Source organism: Mycobacterium sp. NGS34 (assembly GCF_059812845.1).
Genome location: NZ_JCALDM010000014.1, coordinates 125,605 through 138,849, shown reverse-complemented (window position 1 = coordinate 138,849; position 13,245 = coordinate 125,605). Strand labels below are relative to the sequence as shown.

The following is a 13,245-nucleotide window of genomic DNA, read 5'->3' as shown; positions in this document are numbered from 1 at the left end:
CCGCAGTTTCGCGCAACAACTCGACGCTCGGCAGAAACGATCACGCGCCGTGGCCGGCGGGCACCCGCTCGCCGTCCACCGGCGGACCGGGGGGCGTTCCGTCTCCGAAAGGCCTGCCCTCCAAGGTTTCCCGGCTATGTGGTGCCAGCCAGCCGGCCAGGTCCGGGCCCTTGGGCACGATGCGGGTCGGGTTGATGTCGGCGTGCACGATGTAGTAGTGCTGCTTGATCTGGACGAAGTCGACGGTGTCGCCGAAGCCCGGCGTCTGGAACAGGTCGCGCGCGTAGGCCCACAGGACCGGCATTTCGCTGAGCTTGGATCGGTTGCACTTGAAGTGTCCCTGATAGACCGGGTCGAAGCGGGCCAACGTGGTGAACAACCGGACGTCGGCCTCGGTGATGGTGTCGCCCACCAGGTATCGCTGGTTGGCAAGGCGATCGCTCACCCAATCCAGTGCGGTGAACAGCCGGTCGTAGGCCGCCTCGTAGGCCTGCTGTGAGCCGGCGAAGCCACAGCGGTAGACGCCGTTGTTGATCTCGGTGTAGATCCTCTTACTCACCTCGTCGATCTCGGCGCGCAGCGGCTCCGGGTATAGCTGCGGCGCGCCCTCGCGGTGGTAGGCCGTCCACTCGGTGGAGAGATCCAGCGTCATCTGCGCGAAGTCGTTGGTGACGACCGCACCGGTCGGGACGTCGACGATCGCCGGGACCGTGATGCCCTTGGGGTAGTCGGGGAAGCGTTTGAAGTAGGCGTCCTGGAGCCGCGGGATCTTCAGCACCGGGTCGACGCCGCCGGGGTCCAGGTCGAAGGTCCAGCTGCGCTCGTCGTGGGTGGGGCCGCAAAACCCAATGGAGAGAGCGCCTTCCAGGCCCAGCAGCCGCCGGACGATGATCGCGCGGTTGGCCCACGGGCAGGCGCGGGCCACGATGAGCCGATACCGGCCGGGCTCTACCGGGTAGCCGTCGCGCCCGTCGGCGGTGATGCGGGTGTTGATGTAGTTGGTGTCCCGGGTGAATTCGCCCGCGGGGGCGACGTAAGAGGCCATGACGCCAATTCTGCCCCTTCGCCCGGCCTCAACTAATCGGCGATTCCGCCCATCACGTCGGCCTGCGCGCCCGTCAGGAACCGTCGGGCCAGGTTGGTCTCGGTCGATTCGGCCGGCTCCCAGTGTGCGATCCACGGCCCGGTGCCCTCGGACTGATCGACGATCCCGTCCTCCAGCCAGGTGAACCGGCCGTCCAGCACGTCGTGGGTCAGCCGGACGTCGCTGCTGTCGGTGTTGGCCCACAACGCCTGGAACAGGGCCTCGACCCGCAGGGTCGCCTGCTGGCAGAACGTGTCGGCCAGCTCGTATGCCTGCCGGCCGACGGCCGGGTCCGCCGCGCGTTGCCCCTCGGCGCGCACGCACGCCGCCGACATCGCGAACAGCTCCGCCCCGATGTCGACGATGCGCCCGAGGAATCCCTGCCGCTGCTCGAGTTTGGCCTGCCAGCGCGCCATCCCGTAGAAGGTGTTGCGGGCCAGCTTGCGGGTGGAGCGTTCGACGTACCGCAGGTGCGACGCCAGCGGCCCGAACTCGCTGAATGCCCGGGGCCGCTGCCCCTCACCGAACACCAACTGCGGCAACCACTTTGCGTAGAACCCGCTGGCGCCGACGGCCGCGGCCGCCTTCTGGCGCAAACCCGTGTCGGGCTTGGCGAGGTCACCGGCCGCGGTCAGGTGGGCGTCGACCGCCTCGCGCGCGATGAGCAGGCGCATGATTTCGCTGGATCCCTCGAAGATGCGGTTGATCCGCAGGTCGCGCACCACCTGCTCGGCCGGCACCGCGCGCTCCCCGCGCGCGGCCAGCGACTCGGCGGTCTCGTAGCCTCGGCCACCGCGGATCTGCAGGAGTTCGTCGGCGATCAGGCAGGCCATCTCGCTGGACCACAACTTGGCCAGCGCCGCCTCGATCCTGATGTCGTTGCGGCCTTCATCGGCCATCTGCGCGGACAGCTCCAGCACCGCGTCAAGGGCATAGGTGGTGGCGGCGATGAACGAGATCTTGCTCGCGACCGCTTCGTGTTTGGCGAGCGGCTTGCCCCATTGCACGCGCTCCCCCGACCATTCGCGGGCGATCTTCAGCGCCCACTTCGACGATCCCGTCGCGCTCGCGGGAATCGACAGCCGCCCCGCGTTGAGCGTGGTCAGCGCGATCTTCAGACCGTCGCCTTCCCGGCCGACCAGGTTTTCGGCGGGCACCCGCACCCGGTGCAGCCGGGTGACGCCGTTCTCGATGCCGCGCAGGCCCATGAACTTGTTGCGCCGCTCCACGGTGATCCCGGGCGAATCGGCCTCGACGACGAACGCGCTGATTCCGCCGCGGTGCACCTCACTCTTGGGCACCCGGGCCATCACCACCAGCAGCTCGGCGACCACGCCGTTGGTGGTCCACAACTTCACGCCCTCGAGTTCGTACGCCTTGCCGTCCTCGACCGGTGTCGCCGTCGACGCCAGGCGCGCCGGGTCCGAGCCCACGTCCGGTTCGGTGAGCAGGAACGCCGAGATGGCGCCGGCGGCGCAGCGCGGCAAGAACTTCCGCTTCTGTTCGGGCGTCCCGGCAAGCTTGAGCGGCTCGGGTACCCCGATCGACTGATGGGCCGAAATCAGCGCGCCGAGGCTGGGATGAACCGACGAGATCATCACCAGCGCCCGGTTGTAGGCCACCTGCGACATGCCCAGGCCGCCGTATTCGGTGGGTATCTTCATGCCGAAGCAGCCCAGCGCGGCCAGGCCCTTCACGTATTCGTCGGGGATGGCCGAATCGCGCTCGATCACGCTGCCGTCGACGGTGTCGAGAAACTCGCGCACCTTGCCAAGGAACGCGCGGGTGCGCGCCTCGTCGGCGTCGGACGGTTTGGGGAACGGGTGGATCAGCTCCAACGGAAAGTGACCGAGAAAGAGCTCCTTGGCGAATGACGGTTTGTCCCAACCGCTTTCGCGGGATTCCTCGGCGAGGGCCCTCGCTTGCTCCTCGGTGACCTGCGCTTGCTGTGCCATCGCCGCCTCCTCGCTAACGACTCACATCGAGGCCGGAGTACCCGCTGGTGGGCGGAATATCACGACCTACGCATGTCGAAGTTACCACCGAGTAGCTTCTCGGCGCACCGGTTCGTCGCGAGTAACCGCGCGGTTAGGAGTCGAGCTCCCTGGCCACCGCCTTGACCACCTCGGAGACCCGACGGGCGGTCTTGCGGTCCGGGTAGCGCCCCTTGCGCAGCTCGGGCTGCACGGCGCCTTCCAGCAGCGTGATCATGTCCTCGACCATCCCGTGCAGCTCGTCGGGGCTGTGCTTGTGCTCGACCGGCGCCGCCTCGCGACGCGTCTTGGCAAGGCTGGGCGGGGGATCGATCAGCTTGAGGCTCAACGCCTGCGGACCGCGCCGGCCGGAGGCGACGCCGAACTCCACCCGCTGCCCCGACTTGAGCCCCTCGACCCCTTCGGGCAGCGCCGACGAGCGGACGTAGACGTCCTCGCCGTCCTCCTGTGACAGAAAGCCAAACCCCTTTTCGGCGTCGTACCACTTAACCTTGCCGGTCGGCACTGGTCTCACCTGCTTGTCTGACGGATCACTAGGATGGGCAACGCAAGAAGCGTCCCGCCTGCGCAGGACGCATGTTGGATTCTGATCCTACTCGGATGCCCGCCCGACGAGCACCCCCGTTACGCGTCACTCGGTAGTCTGGGCGGTACCGCTGGAGGAGATATGCGCCTGATCCTGAACGTCATCTGGCCCGCATTCGGTGGCCTGTGGGTGCCCGCATGACGCTGACCGCATTGGGCTTACCGACGGTGCGAGGCCGCGCCGGCGACCCCGTCGCCCAGAACGTTCCCGGCAGCGGCCCGTTGCTGGACACCTACGGGCGCGCCGCGACCGATCTGCGAGTCTCGCTGACCGATCGTTGCAATCTGCGGTGCAGCTACTGCATGCCGGCCGAGGGCCTGGACTGGCTGCCCGGCGAACAATTGCTGAGCCCCGACGAGCTGGCCAGGCTGATGCACATCGCCGTCACCCGGCTGGGCATCACCAGCGTGCGGTTCACCGGCGGGGAACCCCTGTTGTCCCGCCACCTCGAAGAGGTGATCGCCGCCGCGGCCGGCCTGCAACCCCGCCCCGAGATCTCGTTGACCACCAACGGTGTTGGGCTGGCGCGCCGGGCCGCCGCTCTCGCCGCGGCCGGCCTGGATCGGGTCAACGTGTCGATGGACAGCGTGGACCGCGACCACTTCGCGGCCATCACCCGCCGGGACCGGCTCGCCGACGTGCTGGAGGGCCTGGCGGCCGCCAAAGCGGCCGGCCTGACTCCGGTCAAGGTGAACGCCGTGCTCGATCCCGCGACCGGGCGTGACGACGTCGTCGGCCTGCTGCGGTTCTGCCTCGAGCACGGTTATCAGTTGCGGGTCATCGAGCAGATGCCGTTGGACGCCGGGCATCAATGGCGCCGTGGCGCCGCGCTGACCGCGGACGACGTGCTGGCGGTGCTGCGCCAGCACTTCCGGTTGCGCCCGGACCCGGCGCCCCGCGGTTCGGCCCCGGCGGAGCTCTGGCTGGTGGACACGGGACCGGACACTCCGAGCGCGAAGTTCGGGGTCATCGCGTCGGTGTCGCACGCCTTCTGCTCGACCTGCGACCGCACCCGGCTCACCGCCGACGGCCAGGTCCGCAGCTGCCTCTTCTCCACGCAGGAGACCGACCTTCGGGGTCTGCTGCGCGGTCGGGCCGACGACGACGCGATCGAGGCGGCGTGGCGCGCCGCGATGTGGGGCAAGCCCGCCGGCCACGGCATCAACGATCCCGACTTCATTCAGCCCGCCCGCCCGATGAGCGCGATCGGTGGCTAGCCCGACGGGTCAGGCCCCGGCCGACGGGGAGGGAGTCCAGGTGACGGTCCGCTACTTCGCCGCCGCGCGCGCCGCGGCCGGTGCCGAATCGGAGGCCTTGGTGGTGCGCCCGGGCACCACGGTGGCCGGATTGGTGGAGCGGCTCGCCGTTCGCGGATCTCGCCTCGCCACCGTGTTGGAACGATGCTCCTACCTGCGCGACGGCATCGCGGTGCGCGACGAAACCACGCCGTTACGCACCGGTGACACGATCGACGTTCTGCCGCCCTTCGCCGGCGGATGAAACTGTGAGATACCTCACGTAACGGAACGATAACGGAGAAATCACGCTCCGATCTCGGGCGAATGACCAGCGGGAATCCCTAGCGTTCCTGGGCTTTTCGGATATGGCCGTGAGGGAAACGCCGGGTTTCGCAAGACGTGACGGGACGAACAGAACGCGCTAGCGTCACCGACGGTTCGTCAATCTACCGAACGGCGTACCTCCCCTCCTATCGCGCCGAGCTCCATCCAATAGGCGGGGGTGACCAAAGCGGATGGAGGCGGGGGACCCACCGGTCCACCGTGATCGGACTGGAGTCGCTTGCGGCTCCTAGGGGTGAAGCCGACGCCGGCTCCCATGCGGAGTGCGGCGGCGGCCGGGTGGCCTCTCCAACCCGAACCCGACAGCTGACCTCGTAGGCGCGTCACACGAGAGGAATATTTCGGCGCGTATGAGTGGACGTCACCGCAAGCCCACAACATCCAGCATCAGCGTCGCCAAGATCGCCTTCACGGGGGCAGTTCTTGGTGGCGGCAGCATCGCCATGGCCGCCCAGGCCGCCGCGGCCACCGACGGCGAATGGGATCAGGTAGCCCGTTGCGAGTCCGGCGGCAACTGGGGCATCAACACGGGCAACGGCTACCACGGCGGTGTCCAGTTCAGTTCGAGCACCTGGGCCGCCCACGGCGGCGGCGAATTCGCCCCGTCGGCCGAGATGGCAACCAAGGAGCAACAGATCGCGGTCGCCGAGCGCGTGCTCGCGACCCAGGGCCGGGGCGCCTGGCCGGTCTGCGGCGGTCCGCTCTCGGGCCCCACTCCGCGCGAGGTTCCCGCTCCCACGCCGGCGGGTATGGACGCCCCGCTGGACGCGCCCGGGCTCAACGGCCTGCCGCCGCTGGCGCCACCGCCCGCGGACGCTCCGCCGCCCGACGCCCCGCCGCCGCCTCCCCCGCCTCCCGCCGATCCGGCCCCGCCGGTGACGCTGACGGCGGCCGGGCAGCCTGCGCCGGACATGGCGCCGCCCGCGGACGCCCTGCCGCCCGCGCCTGCCGCGGACGCGCCGGTCGAACCGCAGCGCGCTTCGACCGTGGGCTACACCCGCAAACTGTGGGATGCGATTCAGAGTGCGGACATCCACGGCAACGACGCGCTGGACGCCCTGGCGCAGCCGCCTCAGGCCGGCTGACGCCTCCACTTAGCTCAGGCGCTCGGTGCGCCCGTCTTTAGGCGGAGCCCACCCATTCTTCGGTTCCGTCGTCGAAGAACTGGTGCTTCCACACCGGCAACCGCGCCTTGATGGTGTCCACCAACCGGGCGCAGGTGTCGAAGGCCGCCTGCCGATGGTCGGCGGCCACCGCGGCCACCAGCGCCGCCTCCCCGATGTGCAGCGCGCCGATGCGGTGGCTGGCCGCGATCGCGCGGACCCCGGACGACGACTCGGCGACCTCGCCGACGACTTGGGCCAGGACCTGCTCGGCCGAGGGGTGCGCGGAATACTCCAACCGCACCACCCGGCGGCCGCCGTCGTGGTCGCGGATCATGCCGACGAATCCCACGACCGCCCCGGCCGACTGATGGCCCACCAGCTCTTCGTGCTCCGCCAAAACGATCGGCTCTTCGGTCATGGCGGCGCGCAGGACGCGGGTCATCCCTGGTGATCCCCGCCGGCAATCTGGTCCAGCGCGTGGTCAAGCACGTCGGCGAGCACGCCGAGCCCGTCGCGCACCCCGCCGGGTGATCCCGGCAGGTTCACGATCAGCGTGCGGCCCGCCACACCGCAGACGCCGCGCGACAGCACCGACGTCGGCACCTTCGGCAGCCCGGAGCGGCGGATCGCGTCGGCCAGCCCGGGGATCATGTAGTCGAGCACCGCCACGGTCTGGTCCGGGGTGGCGTCGCTGGGCGAGATGCCGGTGCCACCGGAGGTGATGATCAGGTCGACGTCGGCGTCGAGCGCCCCGCGCAGCGCCTGGCCGACCGGCTCCCCGTCGGCCACCACCTCGGGCTGCACGGGCGAAAATCCATGCTGTTCAAGCCATTCCGCGATAATCGGCCCGCATCGGTCGTCGTACACGCCGGACGACGCACGCGTCGACGCGATGATTATTCGTGCGGATCGCTCGCCCATCACCGCTCCCAGTTTCCGGTTTTGCCGCCCTGCTTGCGCAGCACCCGAATGTCATCGAGGCGAGCGGCCGGGTCGACGGCTTTGATCATGTCGTACAGCGTGAGCCCGGCCACGCTGACGGCGGTCAGCGCCTCCATCTCCACGCCGGTGCGGTCCGTGCTGCGCACGGTCGCGGTGATCTCGATGTCCGAGTCGCCGACGGCGAAGTCGACGTCGACCCCGGTGAGCGCGAGCTGATGACACAGCGGGATCAGGTCGCTGGTGCGCTTCGCCGCCAGGATGCCGGCCACCCGGGCGGTGGCCAGCGCGTCCCCCTTGGGCAGCCCGCCGGTCGAGACGAGCGCCACCACCTCCGGCGAGGTGCGCAACGCACCAGCCGCGACGGCGGTGCGCCGGGTGGCGTCCTTATCCGTGACGTCGACCATGTGCGCCGCACCCCGCTCGTCCAGGTGCGAGAGCGTGCCTGCCGAGGCCTTGGCGGCCTCTGGGGCCCTAGCCATCGGTTACCGGTTGACGACCGTGACCGGGTGAACGTAGGGCAGGTCGGTCACGGGCAACGGGAAGACCAGCTCACCGAAGGGCGACAGCGCACCCGTCCGGTCGCTGACCAGTTCGCTCACGGCGTGGTCGTCCGGGTCCGTCGTCGGCCAGCCGTTGTCGACGTAGTTGGTCTTGCGCGCCTTGCCTTCAGCAGAGTCAGCCACGGGGTCCATTCTGACAGGTCGCGCACGGGGACGTGGCGCAAGGCCGGGCTGACCGTGGGCTTTGCGTACGGGCCGGTCGGGAAGACTGCTTTACGCTGGTCAGCAATGACCGACAACACCCCGGACATCCCGCTGGGGTCCTGGCTGGCCGACTTGCCCGACGAGCGGCTGATCCGACTGCTGGAACTACGGCCGGACCTCGCCCAGCCCCCGCCTGGCAGCATCGCGGCGCTGGCAGCGCGCGCCCAGGCGCGCCAGTCGGTCAAGGCCGCCACCGACGACCTGGACTTCCTGCGGCTGGCGGTGCTCGACGCGCTGCTGGTGCTGCAGGCCGATTCCGCCCCGGTGCCAATCGCCAAGCTGCTCGCGCTCATCGCTGACCGCGCCCCCGAAGCCGACATGCTCGCCGCGCTGGACGACCTGCGACAGCGCGCGCTGGTCTGGGGCGACGCCGCGATCCGGGTGGCCGCCGACGCCGGCACTGCTTTGCCCTGGCACCCGGGGCAAGTCACGCTCGAGGACAGCTCCCGCACGGGCGAGGAGATCGCCGGCCTCGTCGACGCCCTCGACCCGGCCCAGCTCGACGTGCTCAACAAACTGCTCGAGGGTTCGCCGATGGGCCGCACGCGCGACGCCGCGCCCGGCGCCCCGGCGGATCGGCCGGTGCCGCAGCTGCTGGCGCTGGGCCTGTTGCGGCGCATCGACGCCGAGACCGTGATCCTGCCCCGGCACGTCGGCCAGGTGCTGCGCGGCGAGGACCCCGGCCCCATGCAGCTGACGGCCCCCGACCCGGTGGTGTCGGTTACCACCGCAGACGACGTGGACGCGGTGGCGGCGGGAGCCGTCATCGACCTGCTCCGCGAGTTCGACGTGCTGCTTCAAACCCTGGGCGCCACACCGGTTTCCGAGCTGCGCAGCGGCGGGCTGGGGATTCGCGACCTCAAGCGGCTGGCCAAGACGACCGGCATCGACGAGCCGCGACTCGGCCTGATCCTCGAAATCGCCGCCGCGGCCGGATTGATCGGCAGCGGCATGCCCGACCCGGAACCCGCCGAAGGTGAGGGACCCTATTGGGCGCCGACGGCGGCGATTGAGCGGTTCGCCGCGATGTCGCCGGCCGAGCGTTGGCAGCTGCTGGCCGGCACCTGGCTCGACCTGCCGGGCCGCCCGGCGTTGATCGGCACCCGGGGCCCGGACGCCAAACCCTATGGCGCCCTGACCGATTCGCTGTACTCGACGGCCGCGCCGCTGGACCGCCGACTGCTGCTGGGCATGCTGTCCGGGCTGGCGCCCGGGGCGGGTGTCGATGCCGTCACCGCCTCGGCGGCGCTGATCTGGCGGCGACCGCGCTGGTCCAGGCGGCTGCAGCCACAACCCGTTTCCGATCTGCTGGCCGAATGCCACGCGCTGGGCCTGGTCGGTCGCGGGGCGATCAGCACGCCCGGTCGGGCCCTGCTGGACGACGCCGGCGATCCGGAGGCCGCCGTGCACGCGATGGCGCGGGCGATGCCCGCCCCCATCGACCACTTCCTGCTGCAGGCCGACCTGACGGTCGTGGTCCCCGGCCCCCTGCACCGCGACCTCGCTGAGGACCTGGCCACCGTCGCCACCGTCGAATCGGCCGGCACGGCGATGGTGTATCGCATCAGCGAGCAGTCCATCCGGCACGCCCTCGACATCGGCAAGACCCGCGACTGGATGCACGAGCTTTTCAGCAAGCACTCCAAAACCCCGGTGCCGCAAGGGCTCACATACCTGATCGACGACGTCGCCCGTCGCCATGGCCAGCTCCGGATCGGCATGGCCGCGTCGTTCGTGCGGTGTGAGGACCCGGTGCTGCTGGCGCAGGCGGTGGCGGCCGCGGAGGACCTGCAGTTGCGCGCGCTGGCGCCGACGGTGGCGGTGTCGCCGGCGCCGATCGCCGAGGTGCTCGTCAGGTTGCGCCACGCGGGCTTCGCTCCGGCCGCCGAGGACTCCTCCGGTTCGATAGTCGACGTCCGGCCCCGCGGGGCCAGGGTGCCCACCCCGCAGCAGCGCCGGCCCTACCGGCCCACGCCGCGCCCCAGCGGTGAGACGCTGAACGCGGTCGTCTCGGTGCTGCGCAAGGTGACCGCGGCGCCGTTCGGGAATATTCGCGTCGACCCCGCCGTCACCATGTCGATGTTGCAGCGCGCGGCCAGGGACCAGGACACGCTGGTGATCGGATACCTCGACGCCGCCGGGGTGGCGACCCAGCGCGTCGTGTCGCCGATCTCGGTGCGGGGCGGGCAGCTGGTGGCCTTCGATTCGGCGTCCGGGCGGCTGCGCGATTTCGCCATTCACCGCATTACGTCGGTGGTGTCGGGGGACGACTGAATAATGGGCTTATGACCGACGGACCGTTGATCGTGCAGTCCGACAAGACGGTGCTGCTCGAGGTGGACCACGAGCTGGCCGGCGCAGCGCGCGCCGCCATCGCGCCGTTCGCCGAGCTGGAACGTGCGCCCGAGCACGTGCACACCTACCGCATCACGCCGCTGGCCCTGTGGAACGCCCGCGCCGCCGGCCACGACGCCGAGCAGGTCGTCGACGCGCTGGTCAGCTTCTCCCGTTACGCGGTGCCCCAGCCGCTGCTGGTCGACATCGTCGACACCATGGCCCGCTACGGCCGGCTGCAGCTCGTCAAGCACCCGGCGCACGGCCTAACGCTCGTGAGCTTCGACCGCGCGGTGCTCGAGGAAGTGCTGCGCAACAAGAAGATCGCGCCGATGCTGGGCGCGCGGATCGACGACGACACCGTCCTCGTGCACCCCAGCGAGCGGGGACGGGTCAAGCAGATGCTTCTCAAGATCGGCTGGCCCGCGGAGGATCTCGCCGGTTACGTCGACGGTGAGGCGCACCCGATCAGCCTGGCGCAGGACGGCTGGCACCTGCGGGACTACCAGCAGCTGGCCACGGACTCGTTCTGGGCGGGCGGTTCGGGTGTAGTGGTCCTTCCGTGCGGCGCCGGCAAGACGCTGGTCGGCGCAGCGGCGATGGCGAAAGCCGGTGCGACGACGCTGATTCTGGTCACCAACATCGTCGCCGCCCGGCAGTGGAAGCGCGAGCTGGTCGCGCGCACCTCGCTGACCGAGGACGAGATCGGCGAATACTCCGGCGAGCGCAAGGAGATCCGGCCGGTCACCATCTCGACGTACCAGATGATCACCCGCCGCACCAAGGGCGAATACCGGCACCTGGAACTCTTCGACAGCCGCGACTGGGGCCTCATCATCTACGACGAGGTGCACCTGCTGCCGGCGCCGGTGTTCCGGATGACCGCCGACCTGCAGTCCAAGCGGCGACTTGGCTTGACCGCCACCCTGATTCGCGAAGACGGCCGCGAGGGCGACGTGTTCTCCCTGATCGGCCCGAAGCGTTACGACGCGCCGTGGAAGGACATCGAGGCGCAGGGCTGGATCGCGCCGGCGGAATGCGTCGAGGTGCGGGTCACCATGACCGACAACGAGCGGATGATGTACGCCACCGCCGAACCCGAGGAGCGCTACCGGCTCTGCTCGACGGTGCACACCAAGATCGCTGTGGTGAAGTCGATCTTGGAAAAACACCCCGGCGAGCAGACGCTGGTGATCGGCGCCTACCTGGATCAGCTCGACGAGCTCGGCGCCGAGCTGAACGCCCCCGTGATCCAGGGGTCGACGCGAACCAAGGAGCGGGAGGCGTTGTTCGACGCCTTCCGCCGCGGCGAGGTGTCGACCCTGGTGGTGTCCAAGGTGGCCAACTTCTCCATCGACCTACCGGAAGCGTCCGTGGCCGTGCAGGTTTCGGGAACATTCGGCTCGCGCCAGGAAGAGGCCCAGCGGCTGGGCCGGCTGCTGCGGCCCAAGCACGACGGCGGCGGCGCGATGTTCTACTCGGTGGTCGCCCGCGATAGCCTGGACGCCGACTATGCCGCGCACCGCCAGCGCTTCCTCGCGGAGCAGGGCTACGGCTACATCATCCGCGACGCGGACGACCTACTCGGCCCGGCGATCTGAGGGTCGCCACCCCTCGCGAGCAGACGCACAATCGCCCAAAAATGTTTAATTTTGGGCGATTTTGCGCCTGGTGGCCGGGCAGGGCCCGGCGATCACTGGCAGAGGAACTACAGCGACAGGATCGTCGCCGACGCGGTTCCCGGCGCGCCGTACACCTGGGCCAGTCCGACGCGCGGGTTGCCGGGCACCTGACGCTCGCCCGCCTCGCCGCGCAGCTGGCGCACCAGCTCGTGCATCTGCCGCAGGCCCGACGCGCCGATCGGCTCGCCGTTGGCGATCAACCCGCCGTCGGTGTTCACCGGCATCGAGCCATGGATCTCGGTGGCGCCGTCGGCCAACAGCTTCTCCTGCTCCCCGTCGGCGCACAGACCGGTCTCGGCCATGTGGATGACCTCGTTGCCGGCATCGGTGTCCTGCAGTTGGGCCACGTCGACGTCCTCGGGCCCGATGCCCGCGGCCTCGTAGGCCGCCTTGGACGCGTACACCGTCGGCGAGACATCCTCGTCCAGCGGGGCGAAGGTGGCGTGCACCTCGTAGGCGCCGTAGCGGCGGGTGCGGATCTCGCAGGCCCGCACATACACCGGCTTGTCGGTGTACTTGTGCGCGATGTCGGCCCGGCACATCACCACCGCCGCGGCGCCCTCGTCGGGCGCGCAGAACATGTACTGGGTCAGCGGGTAGTTGAGCACCGGCGAGTTGAGGATTTCCTCCTCGGGAATCGGCTTGCGGCGGAACGCGTTCGGGTTCAGCGCGCCGTTGCGGAAGTTCTTGGCCGCGACCTTGGCCAGCGTGGCCTGGGAGATGTTGTGGTCGTGGATGTACTTGTTGGCCTTCATGCCGAAGAACTTGGTGGTGACGAACTGCCCGTTCTGCGCGTACCACTGCGGCAGCGCCAGCTTGGCGGGGTCGTCGGTGAACGCGCCGCGCGGGTGCTTGTCCAAGCCGATGGCGATGCCGATGTCGTACTTGCCCAGCCGGATGGTGTCGGCGGTCTGCTGTATCGCGCTGGCGGCGGTGGCGCAGGCGTTGAACACATTGGTGAACGTGATGCCGGTCAGGCCGACCAGGCGGGTCACCGCGTCGGGGTTGGACACCTCGTGGCTGCCGCCGAAGCCGAACTGGATGTCCTTCCACTCCACGTGGGCGTCGGCCAGCGCGGATTGGATGGCCTCGGCCCCCATCTGCATCGCGGTCTTGTCGAACCTGCCGAACGGGTGCAGGCCCACGCCGATGATGGCCACGTCGTTGGTCATC

Annotated in this window: 12 protein-coding genes, 1 pseudogene and 1 riboswitch; of the genes and pseudogenes, 5 read left to right on the top strand and 8 right to left on the bottom strand. The window is 69.7% G+C overall.

The features are described from left to right. Nucleotides 1-40: 40 nt before the first annotated feature. The 3 genes from AC5Y7V_RS26075 to AC5Y7V_RS26065 all read right to left on the bottom strand — a co-directional run bounded on the left by AC5Y7V_RS26075 (nucleotide 41) and on the right by AC5Y7V_RS26065 (nucleotide 3,583). Nucleotides 41-1,045, bottom strand: coding sequence for a glutathione S-transferase family protein (locus AC5Y7V_RS26075; RefSeq protein ID WP_499882929.1), 1,005 nt, complete (start codon nucleotides 1,043-1,045; stop codon nucleotides 41-43). A gap of 32 nt (nucleotides 1,046-1,077) precedes the next feature. Then, complete coding sequence (locus AC5Y7V_RS26070; protein WP_499882928.1) at nucleotides 1,078-3,039, bottom strand: acyl-CoA dehydrogenase family protein; 1,962 nt, start codon at nucleotides 3,037-3,039, stop codon at nucleotides 1,078-1,080. A gap of 133 nt (nucleotides 3,040-3,172) precedes the next feature. Continuing rightward, complete coding sequence (locus tag AC5Y7V_RS26065) at nucleotides 3,173-3,583, bottom strand: cold-shock protein (protein ID WP_499882927.1); 411 nt, start codon at nucleotides 3,581-3,583, stop codon at nucleotides 3,173-3,175. 218 nt (nucleotides 3,584-3,801) lie between these two features. Here AC5Y7V_RS26065 and moaA point away from each other — a divergent pair, with 218 nt between their 5' ends. From moaA to AC5Y7V_RS26050, 3 genes and pseudogenes are all read left to right on the top strand, one after another. Beyond that, nucleotides 3,802-4,881 carry a GTP 3',8-cyclase MoaA gene (moaA, locus tag AC5Y7V_RS26060; protein WP_499882926.1) on the top strand — a complete coding sequence of 360 codons (1,080 nt, stop codon included), beginning with the start codon at nucleotides 3,802-3,804 and terminating at the stop codon, nucleotides 4,879-4,881. After that, a complete protein-coding gene (locus tag AC5Y7V_RS26055) occupies nucleotides 4,874-5,164 on the top strand; it encodes a MoaD/ThiS family protein (protein WP_499882925.1) in 291 nt (96 codons plus the stop codon). The genes moaA and AC5Y7V_RS26055 overlap by 8 nt, the downstream gene beginning before the upstream one ends. A gap of 204 nt (nucleotides 5,165-5,368) precedes the next feature. Beyond that, nucleotides 5,369-5,583: riboswitch (cyclic di-AMP (ydaO/yuaA leader) on the top strand. 11 nt (nucleotides 5,584-5,594) lie between these two features. Continuing rightward, nucleotides 5,595-6,215: pseudogene (locus AC5Y7V_RS26050) on the top strand (transglycosylase family protein); the annotation flags it as partial. Nucleotides 6,216-6,366: 151 nt separating this feature from the next. Here AC5Y7V_RS26050 and AC5Y7V_RS26045 read toward each other — a convergent pair. From AC5Y7V_RS26045 to AC5Y7V_RS26030, 4 genes are read right to left on the bottom strand one after another with little or no spacing between them, the layout of a single operon-like run. After that, entirely contained in the window at nucleotides 6,367-6,792 is a 426-nt protein-coding gene (locus AC5Y7V_RS26045) for a molybdenum cofactor biosynthesis protein MoaE (protein ID WP_499882924.1), read from the bottom strand. Beyond that, nucleotides 6,789-7,271 carry a MogA/MoaB family molybdenum cofactor biosynthesis protein gene (locus AC5Y7V_RS26040; RefSeq protein ID WP_499882923.1) on the bottom strand — a complete coding sequence of 161 codons (483 nt, stop codon included), beginning with the start codon at nucleotides 7,269-7,271 and terminating at the stop codon, nucleotides 6,789-6,791. Before AC5Y7V_RS26040 ends, AC5Y7V_RS26045 begins: the two co-directional genes overlap by 4 nt. Next, complete coding sequence (gene moaC, locus AC5Y7V_RS26035; RefSeq protein ID WP_499882922.1) at nucleotides 7,271-7,771, bottom strand: cyclic pyranopterin monophosphate synthase MoaC; 501 nt, start codon at nucleotides 7,769-7,771, stop codon at nucleotides 7,271-7,273. The genes AC5Y7V_RS26040 and moaC overlap by 1 nt, the downstream gene beginning before the upstream one ends. Before the next feature lie 3 nt (nucleotides 7,772-7,774). After that, a complete protein-coding gene (locus tag AC5Y7V_RS26030) occupies nucleotides 7,775-7,975 on the bottom strand; it encodes a hypothetical protein (RefSeq protein WP_499882921.1) in 201 nt (66 codons plus the stop codon). Between the two features lie 105 nt (nucleotides 7,976-8,080). Between AC5Y7V_RS26030 and AC5Y7V_RS26025 the strand changes: the two genes are divergently transcribed. Together AC5Y7V_RS26025 and AC5Y7V_RS26020 are read left to right on the top strand one after the other, a co-directional pair. Continuing rightward, nucleotides 8,081-10,330, top strand: a complete 2,250-nt coding sequence (locus AC5Y7V_RS26025) for a helicase-associated domain-containing protein (protein WP_499882920.1) — start codon at nucleotides 8,081-8,083, stop codon at nucleotides 10,328-10,330. Nucleotides 10,331-10,341: 11 nt separating this feature from the next. Further along, nucleotides 10,342-11,991 carry a DNA repair helicase XPB gene (locus AC5Y7V_RS26020; RefSeq protein WP_499882919.1) on the top strand — a complete coding sequence of 550 codons (1,650 nt, stop codon included), beginning with the start codon at nucleotides 10,342-10,344 and terminating at the stop codon, nucleotides 11,989-11,991. Between the two features lie 107 nt (nucleotides 11,992-12,098). On the opposite strand, the gene AC5Y7V_RS26015 is transcribed toward AC5Y7V_RS26020, so the two are convergent. Beyond that, a complete protein-coding gene (locus tag AC5Y7V_RS26015) occupies nucleotides 12,099-13,244 on the bottom strand; it encodes a thiolase family protein (RefSeq protein ID WP_499882918.1) in 1,146 nt (381 codons plus the stop codon). Between the last annotated feature and the right edge of the window lies 1 nt (nucleotide 13,245).

Bases quoted from the DNA above. Each gene is read 5' to 3' on its own strand.
- AC5Y7V_RS26075 (WP_499882929.1), bottom strand. From the start codon at position 1,045: ATGGCCTCTTACGTCGCCCCCGCGGGCGAATTCACCCGGGACACCAAC.
- AC5Y7V_RS26070 (WP_499882928.1), bottom strand. From the start codon at position 3,039: ATGGCACAGCAAGCGCAGGTCACCGAGGAGCAAGCGAGGGCCCTCGCC.
- moaA (WP_499882926.1), top strand. From the start codon at position 3,802: ATGACGCTGACCGCATTGGGCTTACCGACGGTGCGAGGCCGCGCCGGC.
- AC5Y7V_RS26045 (WP_499882924.1), bottom strand. From the start codon at position 6,792: ATGACCCGCGTCCTGCGCGCCGCCATGACCGAAGAGCCGATCGTTTTG.
- AC5Y7V_RS26040 (WP_499882923.1), bottom strand. From the start codon at position 7,271: ATGGGCGAGCGATCCGCACGAATAATCATCGCGTCGACGCGTGCGTCG.
- moaC (WP_499882922.1), bottom strand. From the start codon at position 7,771: ATGGCTAGGGCCCCAGAGGCCGCCAAGGCCTCGGCAGGCACGCTCTCG.
- AC5Y7V_RS26025 (WP_499882920.1), top strand. From the start codon at position 8,081: ATGACCGACAACACCCCGGACATCCCGCTGGGGTCCTGGCTGGCCGAC.
- AC5Y7V_RS26020 (WP_499882919.1), top strand. From the start codon at position 10,342: ATGACCGACGGACCGTTGATCGTGCAGTCCGACAAGACGGTGCTGCTC.
- AC5Y7V_RS26015 (WP_499882918.1), bottom strand. From the start codon at position 13,244: ATGACCAACGACGTGGCCATCATCGGCGTGGGCCTGCACCCGTTCGGC.